The organism is Williamsia serinedens, assembly GCF_024171725.1.
Classification (GTDB): Bacteria; Actinomycetota; Actinomycetes; order Mycobacteriales; family Mycobacteriaceae; genus Williamsia_A; species Williamsia_A serinedens.
Window position 1 is genome coordinate 470571 of the sequence record NZ_JAMTCG010000003.1, and the last position, 20192, is coordinate 490762.

16 protein-coding genes are annotated in these 20192 nt (G+C 71.6%); 3 read left to right on the forward strand and 13 right to left on the reverse strand.

Features of this window, described 5'->3' with window-relative positions; genetic code table 11:
* Positions 1-69 precede the first annotated feature (69 nt).
* The 6 genes from LX12_RS09610 to LX12_RS09635 all read right to left on the reverse strand — a co-directional run bounded on the left by LX12_RS09610 (position 70) and on the right by LX12_RS09635 (position 5561).
* Complete coding sequence (locus tag LX12_RS09610) at positions 70-1728, reverse strand: substrate-binding and VWA domain-containing protein (RefSeq protein ID WP_253654301.1); 1659 nt, start codon at positions 1726-1728, stop codon at positions 70-72.
* Between the two features lie 65 nt (positions 1729-1793).
* The gene (locus LX12_RS09615) at positions 1794-2234 is read right to left on the reverse strand and encodes a type II toxin-antitoxin system Rv0910 family toxin (RefSeq protein ID WP_253654302.1); all 441 of its coding nucleotides are present in this window, start codon (positions 2232-2234) and stop codon (positions 1794-1796) included.
* Positions 2235-2272: 38 nt separating this feature from the next.
* Complete coding sequence (locus tag LX12_RS09620) at positions 2273-3529, reverse strand: lipase family protein (RefSeq protein WP_253654303.1); 1257 nt, start codon at positions 3527-3529, stop codon at positions 2273-2275.
* Entirely contained in the window at positions 3529-3693 is a 165-nt protein-coding gene (locus LX12_RS09625; protein WP_253654304.1) for an antitoxin, read from the reverse strand. Before LX12_RS09625 ends, LX12_RS09620 begins: the two co-directional genes overlap by 1 nt.
* Before the next feature lie 75 nt (positions 3694-3768).
* The gene (locus tag LX12_RS09630) at positions 3769-4908 is read right to left on the reverse strand and encodes an MBL fold metallo-hydrolase (RefSeq protein ID WP_253654305.1); all 1140 of its coding nucleotides are present in this window, start codon (positions 4906-4908) and stop codon (positions 3769-3771) included.
* Complete coding sequence (locus LX12_RS09635) at positions 4905-5561, reverse strand: SDR family oxidoreductase (protein WP_253654306.1); 657 nt, start codon at positions 5559-5561, stop codon at positions 4905-4907. Before LX12_RS09635 ends, LX12_RS09630 begins: the two co-directional genes overlap by 4 nt.
* A 218-nt stretch (positions 5562-5779) precedes the next feature.
* On the opposite strand from LX12_RS09635, the gene LX12_RS09640 reads away from it, so the two are divergent.
* From LX12_RS09640 to LX12_RS09650, 3 genes are all read left to right on the forward strand, one after another.
* Complete coding sequence (locus LX12_RS09640) at positions 5780-7036, forward strand: cytochrome P450 (RefSeq protein ID WP_253654307.1); 1257 nt, start codon at positions 5780-5782, stop codon at positions 7034-7036.
* 138 nt (positions 7037-7174) lie between these two features.
* Positions 7175-8071 (forward strand): SGNH/GDSL hydrolase family protein, encoded by an 897-nt coding sequence (locus LX12_RS09645; RefSeq protein WP_253654308.1) that lies wholly within the window; start codon positions 7175-7177, stop codon positions 8069-8071.
* Positions 8072-8075: 4 nt separating this feature from the next.
* The gene (locus tag LX12_RS09650; RefSeq protein WP_253654309.1) at positions 8076-9005 is read left to right on the forward strand and encodes an SGNH/GDSL hydrolase family protein; all 930 of its coding nucleotides are present in this window, start codon (positions 8076-8078) and stop codon (positions 9003-9005) included.
* A 143-nt stretch (positions 9006-9148) separates the two neighbouring features.
* Here LX12_RS09650 and LX12_RS09655 read toward each other — a convergent pair whose 3' ends face one another.
* The 7 genes from LX12_RS09655 to lysX form a co-directional block, all read right to left on the reverse strand.
* Positions 9149-9499 carry a hypothetical protein gene (locus tag LX12_RS09655; RefSeq protein ID WP_253654310.1) on the reverse strand — a complete coding sequence of 117 codons (351 nt, stop codon included), beginning with the start codon at positions 9497-9499 and terminating at the stop codon, positions 9149-9151.
* A 78-nt stretch (positions 9500-9577) separates the two neighbouring features.
* On the reverse strand, positions 9578-11815 hold the full coding sequence (locus LX12_RS09660; protein ID WP_253654311.1) for an FUSC family protein: 2238 nt from the start codon (positions 11813-11815) through the stop codon (positions 9578-9580).
* 65 nt (positions 11816-11880) lie between these two features.
* Positions 11881-13614: a twin-arginine translocation signal domain-containing protein gene (locus LX12_RS09665; RefSeq protein WP_253654312.1), complete on the reverse strand. Its 1734-nt coding sequence runs from the start codon at positions 13612-13614 to the stop codon at positions 11881-11883.
* Positions 13615-13735: 121 nt separating this feature from the next.
* Positions 13736-14527 carry a DUF1295 domain-containing protein gene (locus LX12_RS09670; protein ID WP_253654313.1) on the reverse strand — a complete coding sequence of 264 codons (792 nt, stop codon included), beginning with the start codon at positions 14525-14527 and terminating at the stop codon, positions 13736-13738.
* A gap of 60 nt (positions 14528-14587) precedes the next feature.
* Positions 14588-15895: an SAM-dependent methyltransferase gene (locus tag LX12_RS09675; RefSeq protein WP_253654314.1), complete on the reverse strand. Its 1308-nt coding sequence runs from the start codon at positions 15893-15895 to the stop codon at positions 14588-14590.
* Complete coding sequence (locus LX12_RS09680) at positions 15892-16572, reverse strand: alpha/beta hydrolase (protein ID WP_253654315.1); 681 nt, start codon at positions 16570-16572, stop codon at positions 15892-15894. Before LX12_RS09680 ends, LX12_RS09675 begins: the two co-directional genes overlap by 4 nt.
* 90 nt (positions 16573-16662) lie before the next feature.
* Positions 16663-20076 carry a bifunctional lysylphosphatidylglycerol synthetase/lysine--tRNA ligase LysX gene (lysX, locus tag LX12_RS09685; RefSeq protein ID WP_253654316.1) on the reverse strand — a complete coding sequence of 1138 codons (3414 nt, stop codon included), beginning with the start codon at positions 20074-20076 and terminating at the stop codon, positions 16663-16665.
* Positions 20077-20192 lie beyond the last annotated feature (116 nt).

Below are 20192 nucleotides of genomic sequence, written 5' to 3' on the forward strand. Positions count from 1 at the left end.
CATGATTCGCCACCGAGACCGCGCCGGATGGGTGTGACGGGTGCCGATTTCGCGGCCCGTGCCGTGGGGTCAGCGACCGGCGGCCGTCACCCGTGCCGCGACCGCGTTGACCAGCACGTTCGCGATGTCCCCGGGGTCGCGCGCGACGTAGCTCGTGCCGCCGGGCGACAGGGCCGAGATCTGCTTCAGTGCGTCGGTGTCGACGTCGTCGGAGATGCCGATGGTGACGATCTCGACGGGTCGGGCCGGGTCGGCCAGTGCGCGGATGCGACGACTGAGCTCGTCGAGGGAGATCGACTCCGGATCGTCGTTGCGACCGTCGGTGAGCACGATGATGCTGTTCGAGTAGTTCGGGTCGTAGGTGTCGAGCACCTGCCGGTAGGCGGCCAGCGTGGTGTCGTAGAGGCCGGTGCCGCCCCCGATGTAGCGCGTGAAGTTCTCCGCGCGGGAGTTCAGGAACTCGCGCTGGGTGGTCCCGTCGGGTCGGACGAAGTCCTCCCGCTCGATCGGCGCGATCTCGGTCCAGTCCCGGCCCGGGCCACCCTTGTCGGTGGAGAAGAACCACAGCCCGATCTCGGTGTCGTTGGGGAACAACTTGTTGCCCGCGAGCGCGGCCTGCACGAGCAACTGCGCCCGCGTGGTGGAGCCCACCTGCTCGGTCATCGACCCCGAGACGTCCATCGCGACGAGGGTGCGGATCGGTTCGGCGACGACCGCCCACTGACGCAGCGTCCGCTCCTGGGCGGCGGTGTCGCGGATGGTGACCGCCTGGACCTGCCCGACGCCCGCCCCGGGCAGAGGCTCCCGCGAGGCGGGCCGGTAGCCGGCGTCGCGCAGCGCCGACACCCCTTCCGGCGTGGCCATGGCGGCGGCGAACCGACGTCCGGCGTCGCGGGCGGCGTCGCGGTCCCCCGCACCGGCGGTGACGACCATCGGGAAGTCGAGGAAGGTCGTGCCATCCTTCGGCACCGTCGCGGTCAGCGTCGAGGCCGGGGTGCCCCGCTTGTGGTCGACGAACTGTTGCTCGCTGGTCACGGTCGGTGAACCGGTGCTGTCGGCGAGGGCGAGACGGGTGGCCTCGCTGTCGTCGTCGGCGCGGATGTTGCCCTGTTGGATGGCGAGGATCGTCATCGCGTCGGTGAGCTGCCTGGTGGTCAGCGTCCCCTTCTCCACGGCAGCGACGGCGCCGGCGATCGGGGCGTTGCCGGTGCTCGTCGTGATGGGGCTGCCGATGCGCAGTCCGGGCAGTCGCATGACGTCGACCCACGTCGCCAGGGACAGCACCTGCTTGCCGACGACGACGGCGGGCGACGACGCGAGGGAGCCGATGGTGTCGAGCGGGATGCGGACCTGTCCGGTGACGTCGGCGGCGCGCCGCGACGAGTCGGCCACCCAGAGGTCGGGGGCTCTGCCGGTGCTCAGCTCGCCGGCGATGCCGGCGCCGGACACCGCCTCGACGGTGTAGTCGACGCAGGAGTCGGCGGACACCGTCGGCGCCACCGCCTTGAGCGCACTGGTCATGGCCGGGTCGGCGGCGATGGTGATCGGCGTGCGCGACGAGCAGTCGGGACCGGCGTCCCACGTCGCCGCCCACGCCACGCCGCCGGCCACCGCCAGGGCGACGACGATGCCGAGGACGAGCCATCGACCGCGACGTCCCCGGCGACGCGGAGCACGGTCGGTGCCGTCCGCCCGCTGCGGCGTCGCACCCATGGCGTGCCGACCCATGCCTCCCCCGTCCCCGGCCGAACCCGTCGAATCGGACGGATGGTAGCCGACGGGACGGGGCCGGACTACTCGGCGAAGGTGGCCGTGAACTTCTCCAGGGAGTCACGCACGTCCGACTGGACGAGCTTGGCGGCGGCCTTCCCGGCGGGGCCCATCATCGGCAGGCCGCCGAGGTCGACGTCGAGTTCGACGGACGACCCGTCCCCGTCGGGTGTGACCGACAGGGCGAGCTTGACCTTCACCCCGCCCTTGCCGTTGCCCTTGAGCCCGACCTTCTTCGGGGGGTCGAAGGTGTCGACGGTCCACTCGAAGCGCACGCGGGTGCCCTTGATGACGACGACGCTGGCGATCTTCGTGCCCTTGCCCAGCTCGTCGGGTCCGGGGACGTCGCTGCGCCAGCCGTCGTGGATGGTGAGCCACTCGTCGAATCGGGAGAGGTCCTGCACGTGCCCCCAGGCGACGTCAGGGGTGAGCGGGACCGACACGGACTCTCGCACGGATGCCATGGCGCACAGGATAGGGGGCGACGGTGACCCGCCGTGGCTCAACAGGTCGATGGCGCGGGCGCACCGGCGAACCGGTCGCCGATCCATGCCAGCGCGGCGGGTCCCGAGCGCAGGTCGGTGTGTCCCCGACCGGCCTCGACGGTGACCGCGACGCGGTCACCGATCCCGCAGGCACGCCGGACGGCGGCCGCGGTCCAGGCGGGTGTGACGAGTTGGTCCCGGTCGCCGTAGGCGACGAACAGCGGACCGGCGGCCGGCCGCTGCGGCAGCGACGACCGCGCGAGCTGGTCGTGCAGGACGCGCAGCGCCTGCGGGGACGCGACGGTGGCGTCGCCCGGCCGGACCTGGGTGAGCGCGGAGTACTTCTGGAACTCGCTGCCCTCCCCGCACGACGAGAGCACGCCGGCCCCGGCCGCCAACCCGCCGCGGATGTACTGCGACACAGGCAGTCCGGGGTCGACGGTGCGCAGGCCGTTCAGCACCAGCGGGATGAGGCCGAGCTGCAGCACGGTGAACGTCGGCGCGCGGAACGGCGTGGCGTCGTAGCCGTCGGCGATCGGCGCGACGTCGGCGGCGGGCGCCAGGGTGGCCGCGCCGACGAAGCGCAGACCACTGCCGTAGTCGGTGCCGGCCCACTCGGCCGCGGCCCAGGCCGCCTGTCCCCCTTGTGAACTCCCGAGCGCGGCCCAGCGGTCGGAGGTGCCGGGGACGACCTGCCGCGCGGCGCGGACCGCGTCGATCATCGAGTACGCCGCGCTGCGGGCGACGAGATACGGGTGGGGGGTGCCGGGCTCACCGAGCCCGACGTAGTCGGTGGCCGCCACGACGTAGCCCGCCCGCGCCGCGGCCGCGATCTGTGACGCCTGCCCCAGGAGATCGGGATGCAGGGAGGGGCCGCACTGTTCGTCGGTGCCGGTGGTCCCGTGCCCGAACGCGATGACCGGCCACCCACCCGGCGGGGGCGTCCCCTGCGGTGTCACCACGACACCGGAGACGTCGACGCCGAAGTCACCGTCGGGATCGTTCGGCGCGTACCCCGACGTCGATCGATAGACCACGCGGGTCGTGGTGAACCCCGCCAGCGGGCCGTCGGGGTCGAGCTGCATCGGGGACCGTTCGACGACGCGCCCCCGATCGCCCGCGTCGGGCTGTGCGGGCATCGACGTCGACGTCGAGGTCGACGCGCTCGACGACTGCGCCGTCGGAGCCTGCGGCGACTGTCCCGGAGAGCACGCGGCCGCGACCACCACGAGGGTGATCGCGGCCGTCGTGCCGCGGGCGAGCCGCGAGAGCACTAGCGCTTGTCGCCGAACTTCTTCGCCGCGTCGCGACCCTTGTCGACCTGGCTCGAGTACTTGCCCTTGGTCGCCTTGTTCAGCGCGTCGGCGCCCTTGTCGATGTACTGCGGGTTCTTCTGCACGACGGCCTTGGCCTTGTCGGCGAGCTGCTTGAAGTTCATGTCTTCCACCTCGTCGGTTGGTGCGGGTTGTCGTCGGGTCAACGCGCCGGGCCCCTCCCGGGTTCCCGAAACGGACTATCCGGCCACCGATCGCCACCACGCGGCGGAGTCGATGCCCGGGCCCGTGCGGGTGCTGACGTCGATCCGCGCCCCCGGTGCCGGGGTCGCGGTGACGACGCCGGTCTCCGAGGCCGCCGCCAGCATCCGTGCGACCGGCTCGGCCCACGGGTGCAGGGCGAGGTTGAACGTCGCCCAGTGGATGGGGACCATGAGCGAGTTCGACAGCTCGTCGCCGGCCAGCATCCGGTGCAGGGCGACGCCCTCCTCGGGGTCGACGTGGATGTCGGGCCAGGTGCGGTCGTAGGCACCGATCGGGACGAGCGTCAGCTCGTAGGGCCCGGTCTCCCGCCCGGCGTCGGCGTAGCTCTCGGTGAAGCCGGTGTCGCCGGTGAAGAACGCCGAGCGCGTCGGCCCGTGGATCCCCCAGCTCGCCCACTGCGTCAGGTTGCGCACCACGCCACGACCCGAGAAGTGCCGCGCGGGAACGCAGTCGAACGACAGGTCACCGACCGTGACGCGCTCACCCCAGTCGCCCTCGGAGATGCGCTCGGACCCGATCCCCCAGTACTCGAGATGCGCGCCGACGCCGACCGGCGCCACGAACCGGGCCGACGGCTGCGACTGCGCGATGTCGACGACCGTCGCCATGTCGAGGTGGTCGTAGTGGTCGTGGCTGATGAGCACGACGTCGAGCGGTGGCAGCCCCGCCACCGCGAGCGGGACGTCGTGCATGCGGGCCGGGCCGACCAACTGCGACGGCGAGCACCGGCGGGAGAACACGGGGTCGGTGAGGACCCGACGCCCGTCGATCTCCACGATCGCGCTCGCGTGGCCGAGCCAGGTGACCGCGAGAGCCGCGGCGTCGGCCCGCAGATCAGGGGTGACCACCGGCACCGGTTTCGGCGGCTCCCCGCGGCGTCGCTGCCGGATCATCTCGACGGCGGTCCCCCGGTCGGGGGTGCCGACCGACGACGGCTCACGGTTGGCGAAGAAGCCCTCCGTCTGGTGCGGTGAGCGCGCGATGTGCGGCGCGATCTGCTCCGGAGGGGCCCCGAAGGCCCGGCCGGTGGCCGATCCCGCCGCCGCCAACCCGGAGGTCACGGCCTCGACGGTGCCGACACCGGCCGTCGTGACCAGCCTGCGGAGCGGCGTCATGCGCCCGCCACGGCGTCGGCGATCGGGGTGTCCCCCGCGGTGAACTCGATCATGCGGCCGACGCTACCGGGGCTCTCGAGCACCGCGGTGATCACCGCGGCCACGTCGGCGCGGGCGACCTTCGTACCCCGCTCGGCGCCCTGCTCCTTCGTCGTGATGGTGCCCGCCCCCTCGTCGTCGGACAGGGTGCTCGGCGCGACGATGGTCCAGTCGAGGTCGCTGGCGCGCAGGTACTGGTCGGCATCTCCCTTCGCCTCGGCGTAGGCGTAGAAGGAGTCGTCGGGGTCGACGCCGTGGTCGGTCGACGCGCCGAAGTAGGAGACCAGGACGAAACGCCGGATCGATGCGGCGGAGGCCGCGTCGATCGAGCGCATCGCGGCGTCGCGGTCGACGGCGTAGGTGCGATCGGGGTTCCCGCCGCCGGCGCCGGCGGAGAAGACGATCGCGTCGTGCCCGTCGAGGGCCTCGACGATGTCCTCGGTGGAGGCCTTCTCGATGTCGAGCACGATCGGGGTCGCGCCCGTCGCCGTGATGTCGTCGGACTGGCCGGGGTTCCGGATGACCGACGACACCTGGTGCCCGTCACCGGTCAGGAGCTTCGCGGCCTGCAGCGCGATCTTGCCGTGTCCCCCGATGATGGCGATGCGTGACATGTGGTCCTCCTCGTGTCCAGTGGCGACGTCGTGTGCTCGTCTGCCCGATCCGTGTGGGCGATCGGTGCCCGTTCTCGACCCGACGGTCGGTCCCAACGTCATCCCGTGCCGTCACATTTCTCGTGGCACGGGCGGCGCATCCCTTGTCAGGGGCAGGACACCGGCCTAATTTGTTTCGTGGTGCTAAGCAACCCCTTGCCCCTTGAAAGGACTGAGCCGTGACCCTCGCCCACGAGTCCGACCTCGACACCGTGCTCGACTACCCGTTCAACCGCCCGGACTCGTTGGGCCTGGCGCCCGAGTACGCCAGCATCCGTCGGTCGACCGGTCTCGCCCGGGTGCAGCTGCCGTTCGGTGAGCAGGCCTGGCTCGCCACCCGGTACCACGACGTGCGGACCGTCCTGGCCGACCCGCGCTTCAGCCGCGCGGTCGCGGTCGACCACGACGAGCCGCGGATGCGGGCCGGACGCGTGACCTCCGGGATCCTGTCGATGGACCCGCCGGACCACTCGCGGTTGCGGACGCTGGTGTCGCGCGCGTTCACCCCGCGTCGCATCGAGCAGCTCCGACCGAAGGCCGCGTCGATCTGCGCCGGCCTCGTCGCGGCGATGCGCGCCGAGCACGCCCGCACCGGCGCACCGGTCGACCTCGTCGACGGCTTCGCGCTCCCCCTCCCGGTCCAGGTGATCTGCGAACTGCTCGGTGTCCCCGCCGAGGACCGGCCGCTGTTCCGGAGGTGGAGCGACGACGCCATGTCGACGACGACCCTGACGGCGGAGGAGTTCGACGCCAGCCGCGAGGAGTTCCGCTCCTACATGCGGGATCTGCTGGCCGACAAGCGGAGCCGTCGTGCCGCCGGTGAGGACCCGGACGACCTGATGTGCGCGCTGCTCGACGCCCGCGACGGCGAGGACCGCCTCACCGAGCTCGAACTGATCGACCTCTGCAACGGCATCCTCGTCGCGGGGCACGAGACCACCGCGTCGCAGATCCCGAACTTCCTCCTCTTCCTGATGGGCCGGCCGGACGAGTTCGGGTCGTTGCCGGTGCCGGACGACGCCTGGCGCTCGCTGCACGACGACGCGTCGCTCGCCCCGGGCGTCGTCGAGGAACTGATGCGTCTCGTGCCGCTCGGCGTCGGCGGCGGGCAGGCGCGATACGCCACCGAGGACGTCGAGCTGTCCGGCGTGGTCGTGCGTGCGGGCGAGCCGGTGCTGGTCAGCCTGGCCTCGGCCAACCGCGACCCGGAGGTGTTCGAGCGCGCCGACGAGTTCGACCCGACGCGGGGTCGATCCGGACACGTCGGGTTCGGCCACGGGGCGCACCACTGCCTGGGTGCCGCGCTGGCCCGCGTCGAACTGCAGGAGGCCCTGATCGCACTCAGCGGCGCGTTCCCCGGCCTCCGCGTCACCGACGTCGACTGGAAGTCGAGGATGATCGTCCGCGGACCACGGCATCTGGCCGTCACCTGGTGAAGGCACACCGACCACCCACATCGGGCGTGTCCGGTCACGACGTGATGCCGAGTTCGGCCGGAGTTCGGTTCCACGACACCGGGATGGGGCATGATCCTCGCGGCGTCGCAGCGACGCCGGGGGACACGAGGGGGATCGGTGAGGACAGCTCTGCTGCGCTCGAGGGGTACGCGCGCCGTGGTGGCCGCGACGATCGTCGCCCTGGCGGCACCGCTGGTCACGATGGCGGCGTCCGCCGGCGCCGCGCCGCTCGGGTCGGGTCCGATCCGCTACGTCGCCCTCGGTGACTCCCGTGCCGCCGCGCCGTCGCTGACGTCGCTCCTCGAGCCGAGCGGGTGTGCGCGCTCGGGTCAGGGCTACCCCTACCGCGTGAAGGCGGCGCTGAGGCCGGCCTCGTTCACCGACGCGACCTGCGTCGCCGCGACGACCGACGACGTCGTCGACCGCGGTCAGCGGACTCCGGTGCCACCGTTCCGTATGACGCGGCCCCAGGTCGACGCACTGCGGTCCGACACGAACCTCGTCACGGTGTCGATCGGTGGCAACGACATCGCCTGGGCGTCGCTCCTGCAGCCGTGCTTCGGCCTCACGGACCAGATCGACAGCGGGTGCCGACGCGATACGCGCCTGCGGGCCCGCCAGGACGCCGCGCTGACCGCTCTGCTGCCGAAGCTGCAGCGGACCCTCGACGCGATCCGGCAGCGCTCCCCGCAGGCGCGCGTCGTCGTCGTCGGGCACGGCGGGTACTACGGCGCGACCGGGTGCTTCCCCACCGCGACCGTCAGCCGCGCCGACCTGGTCTTCGTCGCCGACTTCTTCCGCCGCTTCGATGCGACGATCGCGCGGGCCGCTGCCTCGCGCGGTGACACGTTCGTCGACATCGCCGGACCCGCCGTCGGACACGACGCCTGCGCGCCGATCGGCACCCGCTGGTTCGCGGGCCAGTTCCCGTCGGGTCTGACGCCGCCGAACCACCCGACGCCGCTGGGCAGCGCGTCGATGGGTGATCTGGTCCTGCGCGCCTTACGATCCTGAATCCATGGGAAAGAATCGACGTGCTGCGGCACGCCGGCGATCGCCCGCTGCCGTCCCCGTCGTGCTGCTCGCCGTGATCGCGGTCCTCGTCGGACACCTCGCCGCAGCGTCCGCGACACCCCTCCCCGCCGACCCGGCAAGCGCCCCGACGTCGTCGTCCGTGCACTACGTGGCGCTGGGTGATTCACGCGCAGCGGGCCTGACCACCACCTCGCAGGCCGCCGGTGACGGATGCGGTCGCACCGATGCCGGGTATCCCGTGCTCGTCGCACGGGCGCTGCGTGTCGCGTCGTTCACGACCGTCGCCTGCGGAGGAGCGGTCACGGCCGACGTCGTCGACCGTGGGCAGTCGACGAGCGACGGCCGACGGGTCCCGGTGCAGACCGCGGCGGTGCGCCCGGACACCTCCCTGGTCACCCTGTCCATCGGCGGCAACGACATCCGATGGTTCGGCATCGTCAGCCGGTGCATGGAGACGACGCCGGGCCGCGACCGGGACTGTCGGGCCGACCCTGGCCTGCCCGGGCTGGTCGCCGAGCGCCTGGCGACACTGTCGACCCGGCTCGACCACGTGCTGCGCCAGATCCGTGCCCACGCACCGGCCGCGCGGATCCTGGTCGTCGGGCACGGCGGGTATTTCGGTCCGCGGGGGTGCGCGGGTGCCGCGCCGTTCAGCGACCCAGACGCACCCGTGATCGCCGATTTCTTCCGGCAGCTCGACGGGGTCTACCAGGCTGCGGCACTCCGCGCCGGCGCCGGATTCGTCGACGTCGGCGCGGCGGCGGTCGGACACGACGCGTGCGCCCCCGACGGACAGCGGTGGTTCACCGGGGTCCGGGCGGCCGACGGTGTCCCGTCGACCCATCCGACGCCGACGGGCAGCGACGGCATCGCCCGAGCGGTCGTCGCGACCCTCGCCCTCTCCCTCACCTGACGAGGCGCCGGCCCCTCACCCGTCACCCGTCACCCCTGTCCGCCCCCGTTCGTCGGGCACCCGGAACCGTTCGTTGGGCACCCGGGACCACTCGTTGGGCACCAGGAACCACTCGTTGGGCACCCGGAGCGGTCGAGTCGACCTCAGATGAGCAGGCCGGCGTTGTTGAACGGGTTGAGGTCCCCGTTGGCCGACGTCGTCAGGAAGGCGTCGGGATACGGCGATCCGGGCGGGCAGTCGAAGATGTGATAGGTCGACGCCTGACCCGGGGCCAGCGTCGTCGGGAACGTCGACAGTCGGCCGAAGGTCAGCGAGTACAGCGACACCCCCGTCGCCGTCGCACCGCCGACGTTCGTCACGGTGATGTCGCACGAGTTCCGGGTGATCGACAGACTCAGGTCCGGCACGGCGGGCGCGGCGGACGCGGCCGGGGCGATCACGACCGCGGCGCCGACTGTCGCGAGTGCGGCAGCGGCGGTGAGCATCCTGCGCATGGGGTGTCCTCTCGTCGGGTCCCCGGCCCACGTCATGGCTACCACATCTGTACGTTCGAACGGAAGAGCTCGTGGCGGTCAGATGCGCACCCGTGTCAGCGCCGCGGCGTGGTCGAGACGGTCGAGCGCGCGGACGGCGATGCGTGTCGCGGTGGGCAGATGCTCGGGATCGCGTTCGACGAGCGCGGTGACAGGAGTCTGTTCCATGGCGTGCGCCCGGGTGCCCTCGTAGCCCTCGGAGTCGCCGCCTGCCTCCCGCACCACGGAGCGCAGCGCCGCGACCGAGGCACGGACGTCGTCCCGTCCCGACCGCAACGCCTCCCGGACGTCCTCCGACGGTGCGCTGCTCGGATCGGCTGCGGCGGCGACGATCCCGGCGCGGGTCAGCGCGTGCGCCGCCCGATCGCACGCCTCGAGGACACGCACCAACCGCGCGGTGGACCGTCGTGCCCGACTGGCCGGCGCAACCCGCAGCGATCGCCGGTCGGACGCACCGACCTGCAGGGGTCGGGCCGCGGTCTGCAGCGCCTGCAATGCGAGGTCGAGACGACGGGCCGCCGGGACGAGGTCCACCTCGCGGCCGGGTTCGACGACGGAGTCGACGCACTGCACGATGAGGTCGTCGAGAGCCTCGAGATAGTCGTCGACCTTCTCCCGCACCGTCTCCCGCGTCCGCGTCGGCAGGATGAAGTAGGCGGCCGTGATGCCGACGCTCGCGCCGACGCACGTCTCGACGATCCGCAGCTCGAGCACCGCGATGCTGAACGTCCCGAGCAGCCCGTAGAGCATGGCGAGCAGGACCGTGATGAAGAAGACCAGCAGTCCGTTGGCGACCGCGACGAGATAGAACGCGAAGAACACGCAGACGACGATGAGCGCCAACTGCACCGGCGGATCGTGCCCGACCAGCGCGGCCAGCAGCACCCCGGCGATCACACCGACGACCGTCCCGACGATGCGGTGACCCGCGCGCGTCAGGATCTCGCCGCGCGTCGTCGTGCCGGTGAACACGACGAACGCCGACAGCACCGCCCAGTACCAGCGGGCGGGCGACACCATCTCCCCGAGCACCGTCGCGATCGACGTCGCCACGGCCACCTGGATCGCGGTGCGCGTCGTGGGCTGCAGGCGCGCGTACCAGCCCTTCTGCTCCGACGGCGACGCCTCGTCGTCGGAGGCCTCGGTCGGGGTCGGCGCGTCGGGCGCGCTGGACCTCTCCCCCGCGGCCTCGCGTTCGATGGCGTGGGCCGCGACGCGGTGGACGGCGGTGTGCGCCCGGACCGCCCGGGCGACCGACCGGATCACGATCGATTCCTGGTCGCTGCCCGTCGCGGCGGCCTCGGCCTTCGTCACGACGCGTCGCGCCGACCGGAGTTCGTCGTCGCTGGGGGTGGTGTGCAGGACGACGCGCAGCGCGGCGAACGCCCGTCGCACCGGGTCCGACAGGGTCGTCGGGTCGGCGCCGCGCATCGCGAACGCGACCTGCTCGGTCGCCTGCTGCGCGTCGAAGATGCGGCGCGACAGGTCGTTCCCGGTCACCGACACGTGGGCGGCGGCCACGTTCCGGTCGAGCCAGTCCTCGATCATCAACGCGGTGTTCGCGAGCCGTTCGAGCCGCTCGGCGACGGTCCGGCGGGCGCCGGCCTCGTGGCGACCCGGTATCGGCGGCGTGTACCCCTCCGCGCCGAGCGGGTCGACGGTGTCGACGACGTCGAGCGCCGACGCGCGCAGCGCCCGGGTCAGACGGGTCAGTTCCGCTCCGGCCCACTCGCGTTGGAACAGGAAGCGGACGGTGAGCGCGGCCGCGACGCCGATGACCACGGCCATCAGCAGGTACGGCAGCTGCGCCGTCTGCGCGCGGAGGAACAGCGCGAAGAAGTAGGAGATGAACGCACCCATCCCGAGCGCGAAGCCCCGTGGCCCGAAGCGTCGCACGTAGACGGCGGTGAACAACACGACGATGAACCCGACGTCGGCGGCGACGCGGATCGGACCGAGCAGCGTCGAGACCGTCACCGCGACGGACGCGGGCACGACGATAAGCCCCGTCGTGAGCAGTCGACCGGCCGCCGAGCGGTCGCGGACGACGAACGCGGAGAACATCGCCACGACCGACCCCAGCATCGCCACCGTGATGGGTTGGCCCAGCGCCTTCGTCGTCACCACCAGGCAGGCGAGCGCCACGACCAACGTCGACGTGGTCTGGCTCGCGCTGCGCAGCCGCAGTTGACCGGGGTCGGAGACGACGAGGAAACGGGCGAGTCGGGCGAGGGTGTCGCCGACGCCCTGCGACGTCATCCCCCGCGGCCGGCCCATGGCGGCAAGCCTACGGCGGGGCGGGGTCGTCGCCGCTCACGAACGGCGACGACCCGGCACGGACGTCAGGACCCGAAGCCCACGCCGAGCGGGACGCGACGGGTGAAGGTGAGACGGTCGAACTCGCGGCCGTACTCGTCGATGGCCGAGATGTCCATCCTCGACTCGAGACCGGGGAACCCGGGCGTCACGTCGATGCTGATGAACGAGTAGTTGCGGAAGCGCACCCGCGACCACTCGACGCTCCCGGTCTGCTTCTTGCCGTCCGAGGTCCACACGTAGCTGTTCGGCACGGTGTCGTCGGCGACGACCTTGCCGCGGTAGCTCTCGGACTCGCCCGGCTGGAACTCGTAGCGGGGACGGCCGCCACCGCCGACGGTGTAGTAGACCGTGCCGTCGGTCTTCGCCGACACCGTCGAGCGGTCGGGAGCGGCCTTGCGGGGCTGTCCGTTCCGGATCGGGTCGGTGCGCTCGAAGATGTGGTTGTGCGCCTGGAAGACGGCGTCGACCTGGTACTGGTCGAACAGCTTCGTCCACGCGGCCCGGACGCCGCCGTCGCTCGCGTGCTGGGCGGTCGTCGAGTACGCGCAGTGGTGGAAGAAGCAGACGATGAAGTCGATGTTCGGGTCGTTCCGCAGGCGCGCGAGCGTCGACGCGACCCACGACGTCTGCGCGCCACCGCTGTAGCCGGTGTTCGCCGTGATCTCGAAGGAGACGTCGTTCGCGTCGAGCGACAGCACCGCGACGTTGCCGTAGGTGACCGAGTACACCGACGGGCACCCGGCGGGGCCGTTCGTCGGCATGTCGAGGCGCGCCGCGTGACCGCCGTAGCCGTGCGGCGAGTAGAGGGCCTCCATGTCGTGGTTGCCGGTGGCGAACATCCACGGCGCGCGCGAGGCGCTCTTCTCGATGGCGGCGAGGTAGCCGTCCCAGACGTACGGGTTGTACTTGTCGAAGCCCGACGCGGCGCTGCCGCCACTCGGCACGAACTGGACCTGCTTCCCGCCGCCCGACGGGTCGGCGTAGGCGATGTCGCCGGCGAGGATGTGGAAGGCCGGGTTGCGCGCGGCGATCGCGTTCACGATGTTCGCGGCGTGCGGGGCGGTGGGGTCGTTGTCGGCCTTGTAGTAGCGGTCGTCGTAGTCGCCGGCCTTGAGGCCGGGCGGCTGGGTGGGGGTGGTCTCGGTGCCCTGGTCACCCATCATCGTGAACCGGAACGGCAGGCTCCGGCCGGGACGCAGGCCCGTCGACGCGCTGCGGATGTCGGTGGTGCGGCCGTCGGCGGTGCGCCAGCGGTAGAAGTGCGGCAGGTGCGCGGGCAGGCCGTCGACCGCGGCGTGGACGTAGAACTGTTCAGCGCCGAGGATGCCGCCGGAACTGATCGGCACCTGGCTGACCAGGTTGCGGACCTCGGCGACCGTGGTCGCACCGAGGGCGGGCGTCGGGCCGTGGTCGAGGAAGACCTTCGCACCGCCCGGGTTGCGTGAGAGCTGGGCGGAGAACCGGAGCTGGCTCGCGGCGTCGTTGCCGAACGCCACGTGGCGCCCACCGACGGCGAGAGGCGCGTCGGCCGCGTACGCGATGCCCGACCACGCGAGGTTGCCCATCCCCGCGGCCGCGGCGACGGCCGCGGAACCGTACAGGAAGTTGCGCCGGCTCACGCTGTGCCGTTTGAGGTTCCACCGGTGCCAGTCGTGCTGCTCCGCCGTGGTCATCGACGCCGCGACCTCCCGCGGGATGCCGGTGTCGACGGTTTCTCCGAAGGGGTTCGCGCGGGTGTCGGATGCAGAGTCGGCCATGCGTCGAGACCACCGTCCCGGCCCGGCACCACGGTGTCGGTGAGGAGGCGCCGAGATGAACGACGGGTGAAGGTAGTGAACTGCCGCTATTCGGACATGCAGGCCGACGTCGCGGCCGACGTCACGCCTTCTTGGGCGGCAGCGGGATGAAATAGCTGGTGCGCTGCTGGTATTCGCGGTATCCGGGCCGCTCCGCCATGTGCCGTTCCAGCAGACGCGCCCCGGTGGCGAACACCAGGAAGTAGGTCATCGCGACCGGCGACAGGATCGTCGCGACCGTCGGCCAGAAGGTGCAGCACACCAGGAACGTCCCCCACCAGACGCACGCGTCGCCGAAGTAGTTGGGGTGGCGGGTGTAGCGCCACAGCCCGCGGTCCATCACGGTGCCCTTGGTCGACGGGTCGGCCTTGAAGCGGTCCATCTGCAGGTCGCCGACGGTCTCGAACGTGACCCCGACGATCCACACGACGACACCGATCAGGGCCAGGTACCAGAGCGTCCCGTGCGCCACCGACGAGACCTGCAGCGGCAGCGACACGAACCACAGCGCCGGACCCTGCGTCGCGTAGATCTTCGTGATGGCGGTCAGGGCGCGGTTGCCGCCCGCGTCGTCGAGGAGTTTCTCGTATCGCGGGTCCTCACCCTTGCCGCGCGAGCGTCGGAACATCGACGACGCCAGCCGCAGACCCCACACGCCGATGAGCACGAGGACCAGCAGACGCCGCCACAGGTCGCCGTTGCCGAGCACCGCGGTGATCGCCGCGATGAGGACGAACCCCAGGCCCCAGGTCACGTCGACGACGTTGTGCCGACCGATCGAGAACCCGATGACCGCGGTGATCGCCAGCAGGATGATCACGCCGGCGATGCTCGCCCCGGTCACGATCCCGAACTGGCTCCAGTCGAAGCTCACTTCTGACACCTCCGGCTCGGGTGATGCGTGCTGACGCCGAGGTCAGCGTCGGAGTGTCGCTCAGAAATTCCGGACCGGCGGCATCGACGACCGACCGCGGGCGTCCGGACGCACCGACAGGATCTGGTCGACGCCCATGCGGCCGTCGCGGAACGCCATCCCCCCGCCGACGAGGTAGAGCCGCCACACCCGCGCGACCTCCTCGCCGACCATCGCGACGACGTCGTCCCACCGGTTCTCGAACGTCTCGTACCAGACGTCGACGGTGCGGACGTAGTGCTCGCGCATGGCGTGGACGTCGCGGACCTCGAGCCCGGACTCCTCGATCATCGCGACTGTCTCACCCACGGGCCGCATGAACATGTCCGGGGCGATGTAGGACTCGATGAACGGGCCGCCGCCGGGGTTGTCGCCGTGCTTGCGGGACATCTGCTGGATCAGTACCCGGCCGCCCTCGACGACGTTGTCGTGCAGCGCTTTCGTGTAGACGGGGTAGTTCTCCTGGCCGACGTGCTCGCCCATCTCGATCGACGCGACGGCGTCGAACGGGCCGTCGGGGATCTGCCGGTAGTCCTGGATGCGGATCTCGACGCGGTCACCCAGACCCCGCTCGGCGATGCGCGCGTCGATGAACGCCTTCTGTTCGCGCGAGATGGTGACGCCGACGACCTGCGCGCCGTAGTTCTCCGCCGCGAACAGGCTCAGCGAGCCCCAGCCGCACCCGACGTCGAGGAACCGCATCCCGGGCCGGGCGTCGAGACCGACTTTGCGACAGACCATGTCGAGCTTGTCGCGCTGAGCGTCGGCGAGCGTGTAGTCGGGCGCGTCCGACGTCCAGTACCCGCTCGAGTAGGCCATGTGCGGGTCCAGGACGAGCGCGTAGAAGTCGTTGGACAGGTCGTAGTGGTGGCTGATCGCGGCGCGGTCGCGGGCGAGGGTGTGCAGCTTGCCCTTCACGACGGCCTGGCTCGCCGGCGCGGGCAGCGGTCGCCCGATCGCACCGAGCTTCGCGGCCGACCGGACGAGCCGCGCGACGCGCGACGGCGTGATCGAGATCCGCGAGAGGTCCCGCTCGGCGATCACCGACCACACGTGCGTCAGCGCCTCGTTCAGGTCGCCCTCGACGTCGAGCTCGTTCGTCACGTAGGCCTGCGCGGCACCCAGCTCACCCGGGCTCCACAGCAGGCGGCGCAGGGCGTCCGGGCTGCGCAGCACCACGACGGGCGCGTCGGCCGGACCGGCCTCGCTGCCGTCCCAGGCGCGCAGGTGCACGGGCAGTTCGCCGCCGACGTAGGGGGCGAGCAGGTCCGCGATGGTCTGGGCCGCACCGGTCGTGGTGGGTGCCGTGGCGGTCTGGGTGGTGGTCATCGCAGGTTCTCCTGGGGTGCGCGCTGAGCGTCGTCGGCGATACGGGCGGCGGCCGCGCCGACGGCGGCCGTGACGCGGCGGGTCCACACCCACGGCCGCATCAGCATGAAGTGTCCGGCCAGACCCATCGAGAGCCAGCGGGCGTCGACTCCGCGTCCGGCGGCGCGCAGGGTCGCCTGAAGGGAGGTCTTCGGGCTGGTCCACCGGTCGAGTCGGCCGTGCAGCACCTGCAGATGCTGGCCGGGACGCATCAGGTCGGTCTCGGTGCCGTCCGGCCACCACGGCGCCAGCGCGACGATCGTGTCGACCGACGGGTCGTCGGCGACGGCGGCCGCGGCACGCCCGCCCATCGAGTGCGCGAGCAAGACGACCGGGACGTCGCCGTGGCGGTCGCGGATCTTGTCCAGAGCCCAGCGCACGTCGGCGACGGGACTGCGGTCGGAGCCGTTCCAGCCCCGGAAGCGGTACTGCAGCATCAGGACGGCCGCGTCCGGCATCCTCCGCGCGACGGCCCGTGCGAACGGACGCATCCGCGCGGCGGACAGATGATTCGTCTGGGCGGGCTCGGTGCTGCGCACCTTCCCGCCGTGCAGCACCAGCACGACCATCGTCGGCGCGGCGACATGGTGGATGCGGTGCAGCACCGGCGGGTGCGGGCCGGGCGTCGTCGACGTCATGACTGCCATTCGGCGCGGTCGACGGCGTGGATCTGCCGACCGTGCGTGTCCGCGATCACCATGCCGACGACGGTACCGACACGCGTGCCGCTACTGCGTCGGCCGCACGAACGGGAACGTGAGCGTGGGGCGGATGGTCACGCCGGTCAGCATCATCACCAGACGGTCGACGCCGAGTCCGAGGCCACCGGTCGGCGGCATGGCGTAGCCGAGGGCGTGCAGGAAGTCCTCGTCGAGGCTCATCGCCTCGGGGTCACCGCCTGCCGCCTGCATCGACTGCGACGTCAGCCGTTCCCGCTGGTCGACCGGGTCGGTGAGCTCGGAGTAGGCGGTGCCCAACTCGGCGCCGAACCCGACCAGGTCCCACTGCTCGGTCAGCCGCGGATCGGTGCGGTGCCGACGGGCCAGCGGTGAGACCTCCTTGGGGAAGTCGCAGTAGAACGTCGGGAACCGGGTCTGCTTCTCCACGAGCGCCTCGTAGAGCTCCATCACCATCTTCCCGGCGGGCATGTCGGAGGTGACCTCCACGCCGTGCTCGGCGCACACCGCTGCGACCTCGGTCTGCGTGCTCGACGACGTCAGCGACGTCCCCGCCGCCCGCGACACCGCCTCGTGCACCGTCATGATCGGCCAGGCGCCGTCGAGCCGGACCTTCTGGCGGTCACCGTTCTCGTCGGGTTGGTACGCCACCGGCTCCCCGTTGATGGCGACGGCCATCGCCAGGATGAGCTCGCGGGTCAGTTCGCGCATCGAGTTGTAGTCGCCGTAGGCCTGGTACGCCTCGAGCGAGGTGAACTCCGGGTTGTGGGTGGCGTCGGTGCCCTCGTTGCGGAAGTTGCGGTTCAGCTCGAAGATCGCGCCCATCCCGCTGACGCACAGCCGCTTCAGGTACAGCTCCGGCGCGATACGCAGGAAGAGCTGCTGGTCGTAGGCGTTGATGTGCGTCTTGAACGGTCGCGCCGACGCGCCGCCGTGCACGGTCTGCAGCATCGGCGTCTCGACCTCGTCGAACCCGTTGTGCTGCAGGGTGTCGCGCAGCGCCCGGACACCGCGGGACCGCTTCTGCAGCAGGTCGACGGCGTCGGGGTTGGTCAGCAGGTCCAGCGGCCGGTCGCGGACGCGGACGTCGTCACCGATCTCGGAACCCAGCGTCGGGAGCGGGTTGAGGCACTTGCCCGCCATCCGCCACGACGACATCGCGATCGACAGCTCGCCCGTCCGCGAGGCGACCACCTCCCCGGTGACACTCACCAGGTCGCCGGTGTCGACGCGGCGGCGAAAGGTCTCGTGCATGCCGCGCTCGGCGACGCGCGCGTCGGAGAGGATCTGGATGCGCGCACGGTCGTCCTCGAGGACGGCGAACTCGACGCCGCCGAGGTCGCGGATCGCCCGGATGCGGCCTGCGACGGACACCGTGGTCCCCGACCGCTTCTCGGCCGCGAGACCGCGGTGCGCGGCGACGATGTCGGCGACACGGTCGGTGCGCGGCACCGAGACCGGGTAGGCCTCGTCGCCCTCGGCGCGGATCCGCTCGAGCTTCGACATCCGGACGCGCTGTTGGTCGTTGAGCCGCGGAGCCGGCGCGCGGGCGACGAGGAAGCGGTCGTCCAGTTCGGCGACGCGCGCGAGGAAGTCCGGGTCGGTGCGACGCGGCTGCTCCTCGGGGGTCTTGTCACCGACGAGGAACGTCGGGCCCAGGTGCGGCAGGAAGCCCTCGGCGACACCGACGGCGATCGCGGCGCGCATGACCGTGAGCGACGGGTGGTAGCAGAGCAGCCGCGGCACCCACACCGGGTGGTACTTCTGGTTCGACCGGTACAGCGACTCCAGCTGATAGAAGCGCGACGCGAACCCCAGCACACCGTCGACGGCGCGGGTGACCGGCCCGGCGCCCTCCCGCTCGGCGCTGGAGAACACCGACCGGAACACCGCGAAGTTCAACGAGATCCGCCGCACCCCGAGGTCGTGCGAGGCCTCGATGAGCCGCGCCACGAGGAACTCGTTGACCCCGTTCTCCGCCGCGCGGTCGCGGCGCATCAGGTCGAGCGAGACACCCCGCAGACCCCACGGGACGAACGACAGGAACGCGCGGATGCGGCCCTCGGCGTCGTGCGCGCAGATGATGAGGCAGCGCCCGTCGACGGGATCGCCGACGCGGTTGAGCGCCATCGAGAACCCGCGTTCGGTCTCCTCGCCGCGCCACTCGTCGGCGAGACGCTCCACCTCTGCGAGCTGCTCGGCGGTCAGCTCACCGTGCCGACGGATCGTGGTGGTGTACCCGGCCGCGGTCACGCGGTTGACGGCCTGGCGCACCGGCTTCATCGACTGCCCGCGCAGGGTGAAGTCGTCGACGTCGATGATCGCCTCGTCACCGATAGCGAGGGTCCGCAGGCCCGCCTCGCGGTACACACGGCCGCCGGCCTCGCTCGCCGCGAGCACCGCGGCGTGCAACGAGTGGACGCGACAGTTCGTCAGCCACTCCTGTACCGCCGCCGGCCACGACTCCCGGTCGCCGATCGGGTCGGCGCTGGCGACGCTGGTGCTGCCGACGACGCGGAAGGTGACGGCCGCCTTGCCGTCCGGGGAGAACACGGCCGACTTGTCGCGACGGGTGGCGAAGTAGCCCAACGAGTCGTCCTCACCGAACCGCAGCAGCAGCTCGCGCACCCGCAGTTCCTCGTCGGCGTCGACGAAGTCGTTGTCGCGGTTGGCCCGGTACAGGGTGACCAGGGCCAGGATCAGCGCGATCGCCGACATCCAGCCCGCGGCCGCGTAGATCCAGTGGTGTCCCTCGTGGCCCTGCAGGACCGCGTCGCCGATGTCGGCGCGGTCGCCGAACGTCGACCGCAGCGACCACACGAACTCCTCGTCGAGACCCCGCAGTCGCCGGGGGAAGAGCACCGTGAGCACGAACGTCACGACGAACGACGTGAGGATGCCGCCGACGAGCACCGCGAGCGCGGTCCGCACCGATCCCGGCGCGAGCTCGGCGGTGTACGCGCGCCGGGAGAACGCCACGGCCACGAACACGACCACGCCGACCGCGAGGACCACCGACGCGGTGACCGTGGACGTGCGGAACTGCCCGTAGGCGTCGGAGACGGTGACGTCGTCACTGTAGACGGAGATCAACGCGAACACGTCGTCGAGCACCGACAGCGCCATCACGAGCATCAGCGCGGTGTGCGCGCCCTTGAACCGCCGTCGGACCGCGCCCGCCAACGCGAACACCAGGCAGACGACGAAGATGCTCGGGTCGGCCGGGAGGTTCAGCGCCCCGAGGATGTCGGTGGCGATGTCGGTGACGCGGAAGTGCCGCAGCGGGATCGACAGCAGCGAGACGATCGCGGCCAGGGTCAGCAGTCGCGACGACCACCTGGCGATGTGCTCGGCGTAGGTCTCCCGACGGTTCCGCGACGGTCGGGGCCTCCGCGTCGGCGCGGTCGGCGAGGCGGGGCGTGCGTCGCGGCCGTCGGGGCGGTCGAGCGTCGGTGCGGCGGACATGAAAACCGACACTAGCAGCGGGAAGTCGGCGCAATCGGACGTTCAGGACACGTGCCGCACGCGTGTCCGTGCACCGGTCCCGCCGGATATGTCCGGCCCCGTCGACGGGGCGTGCC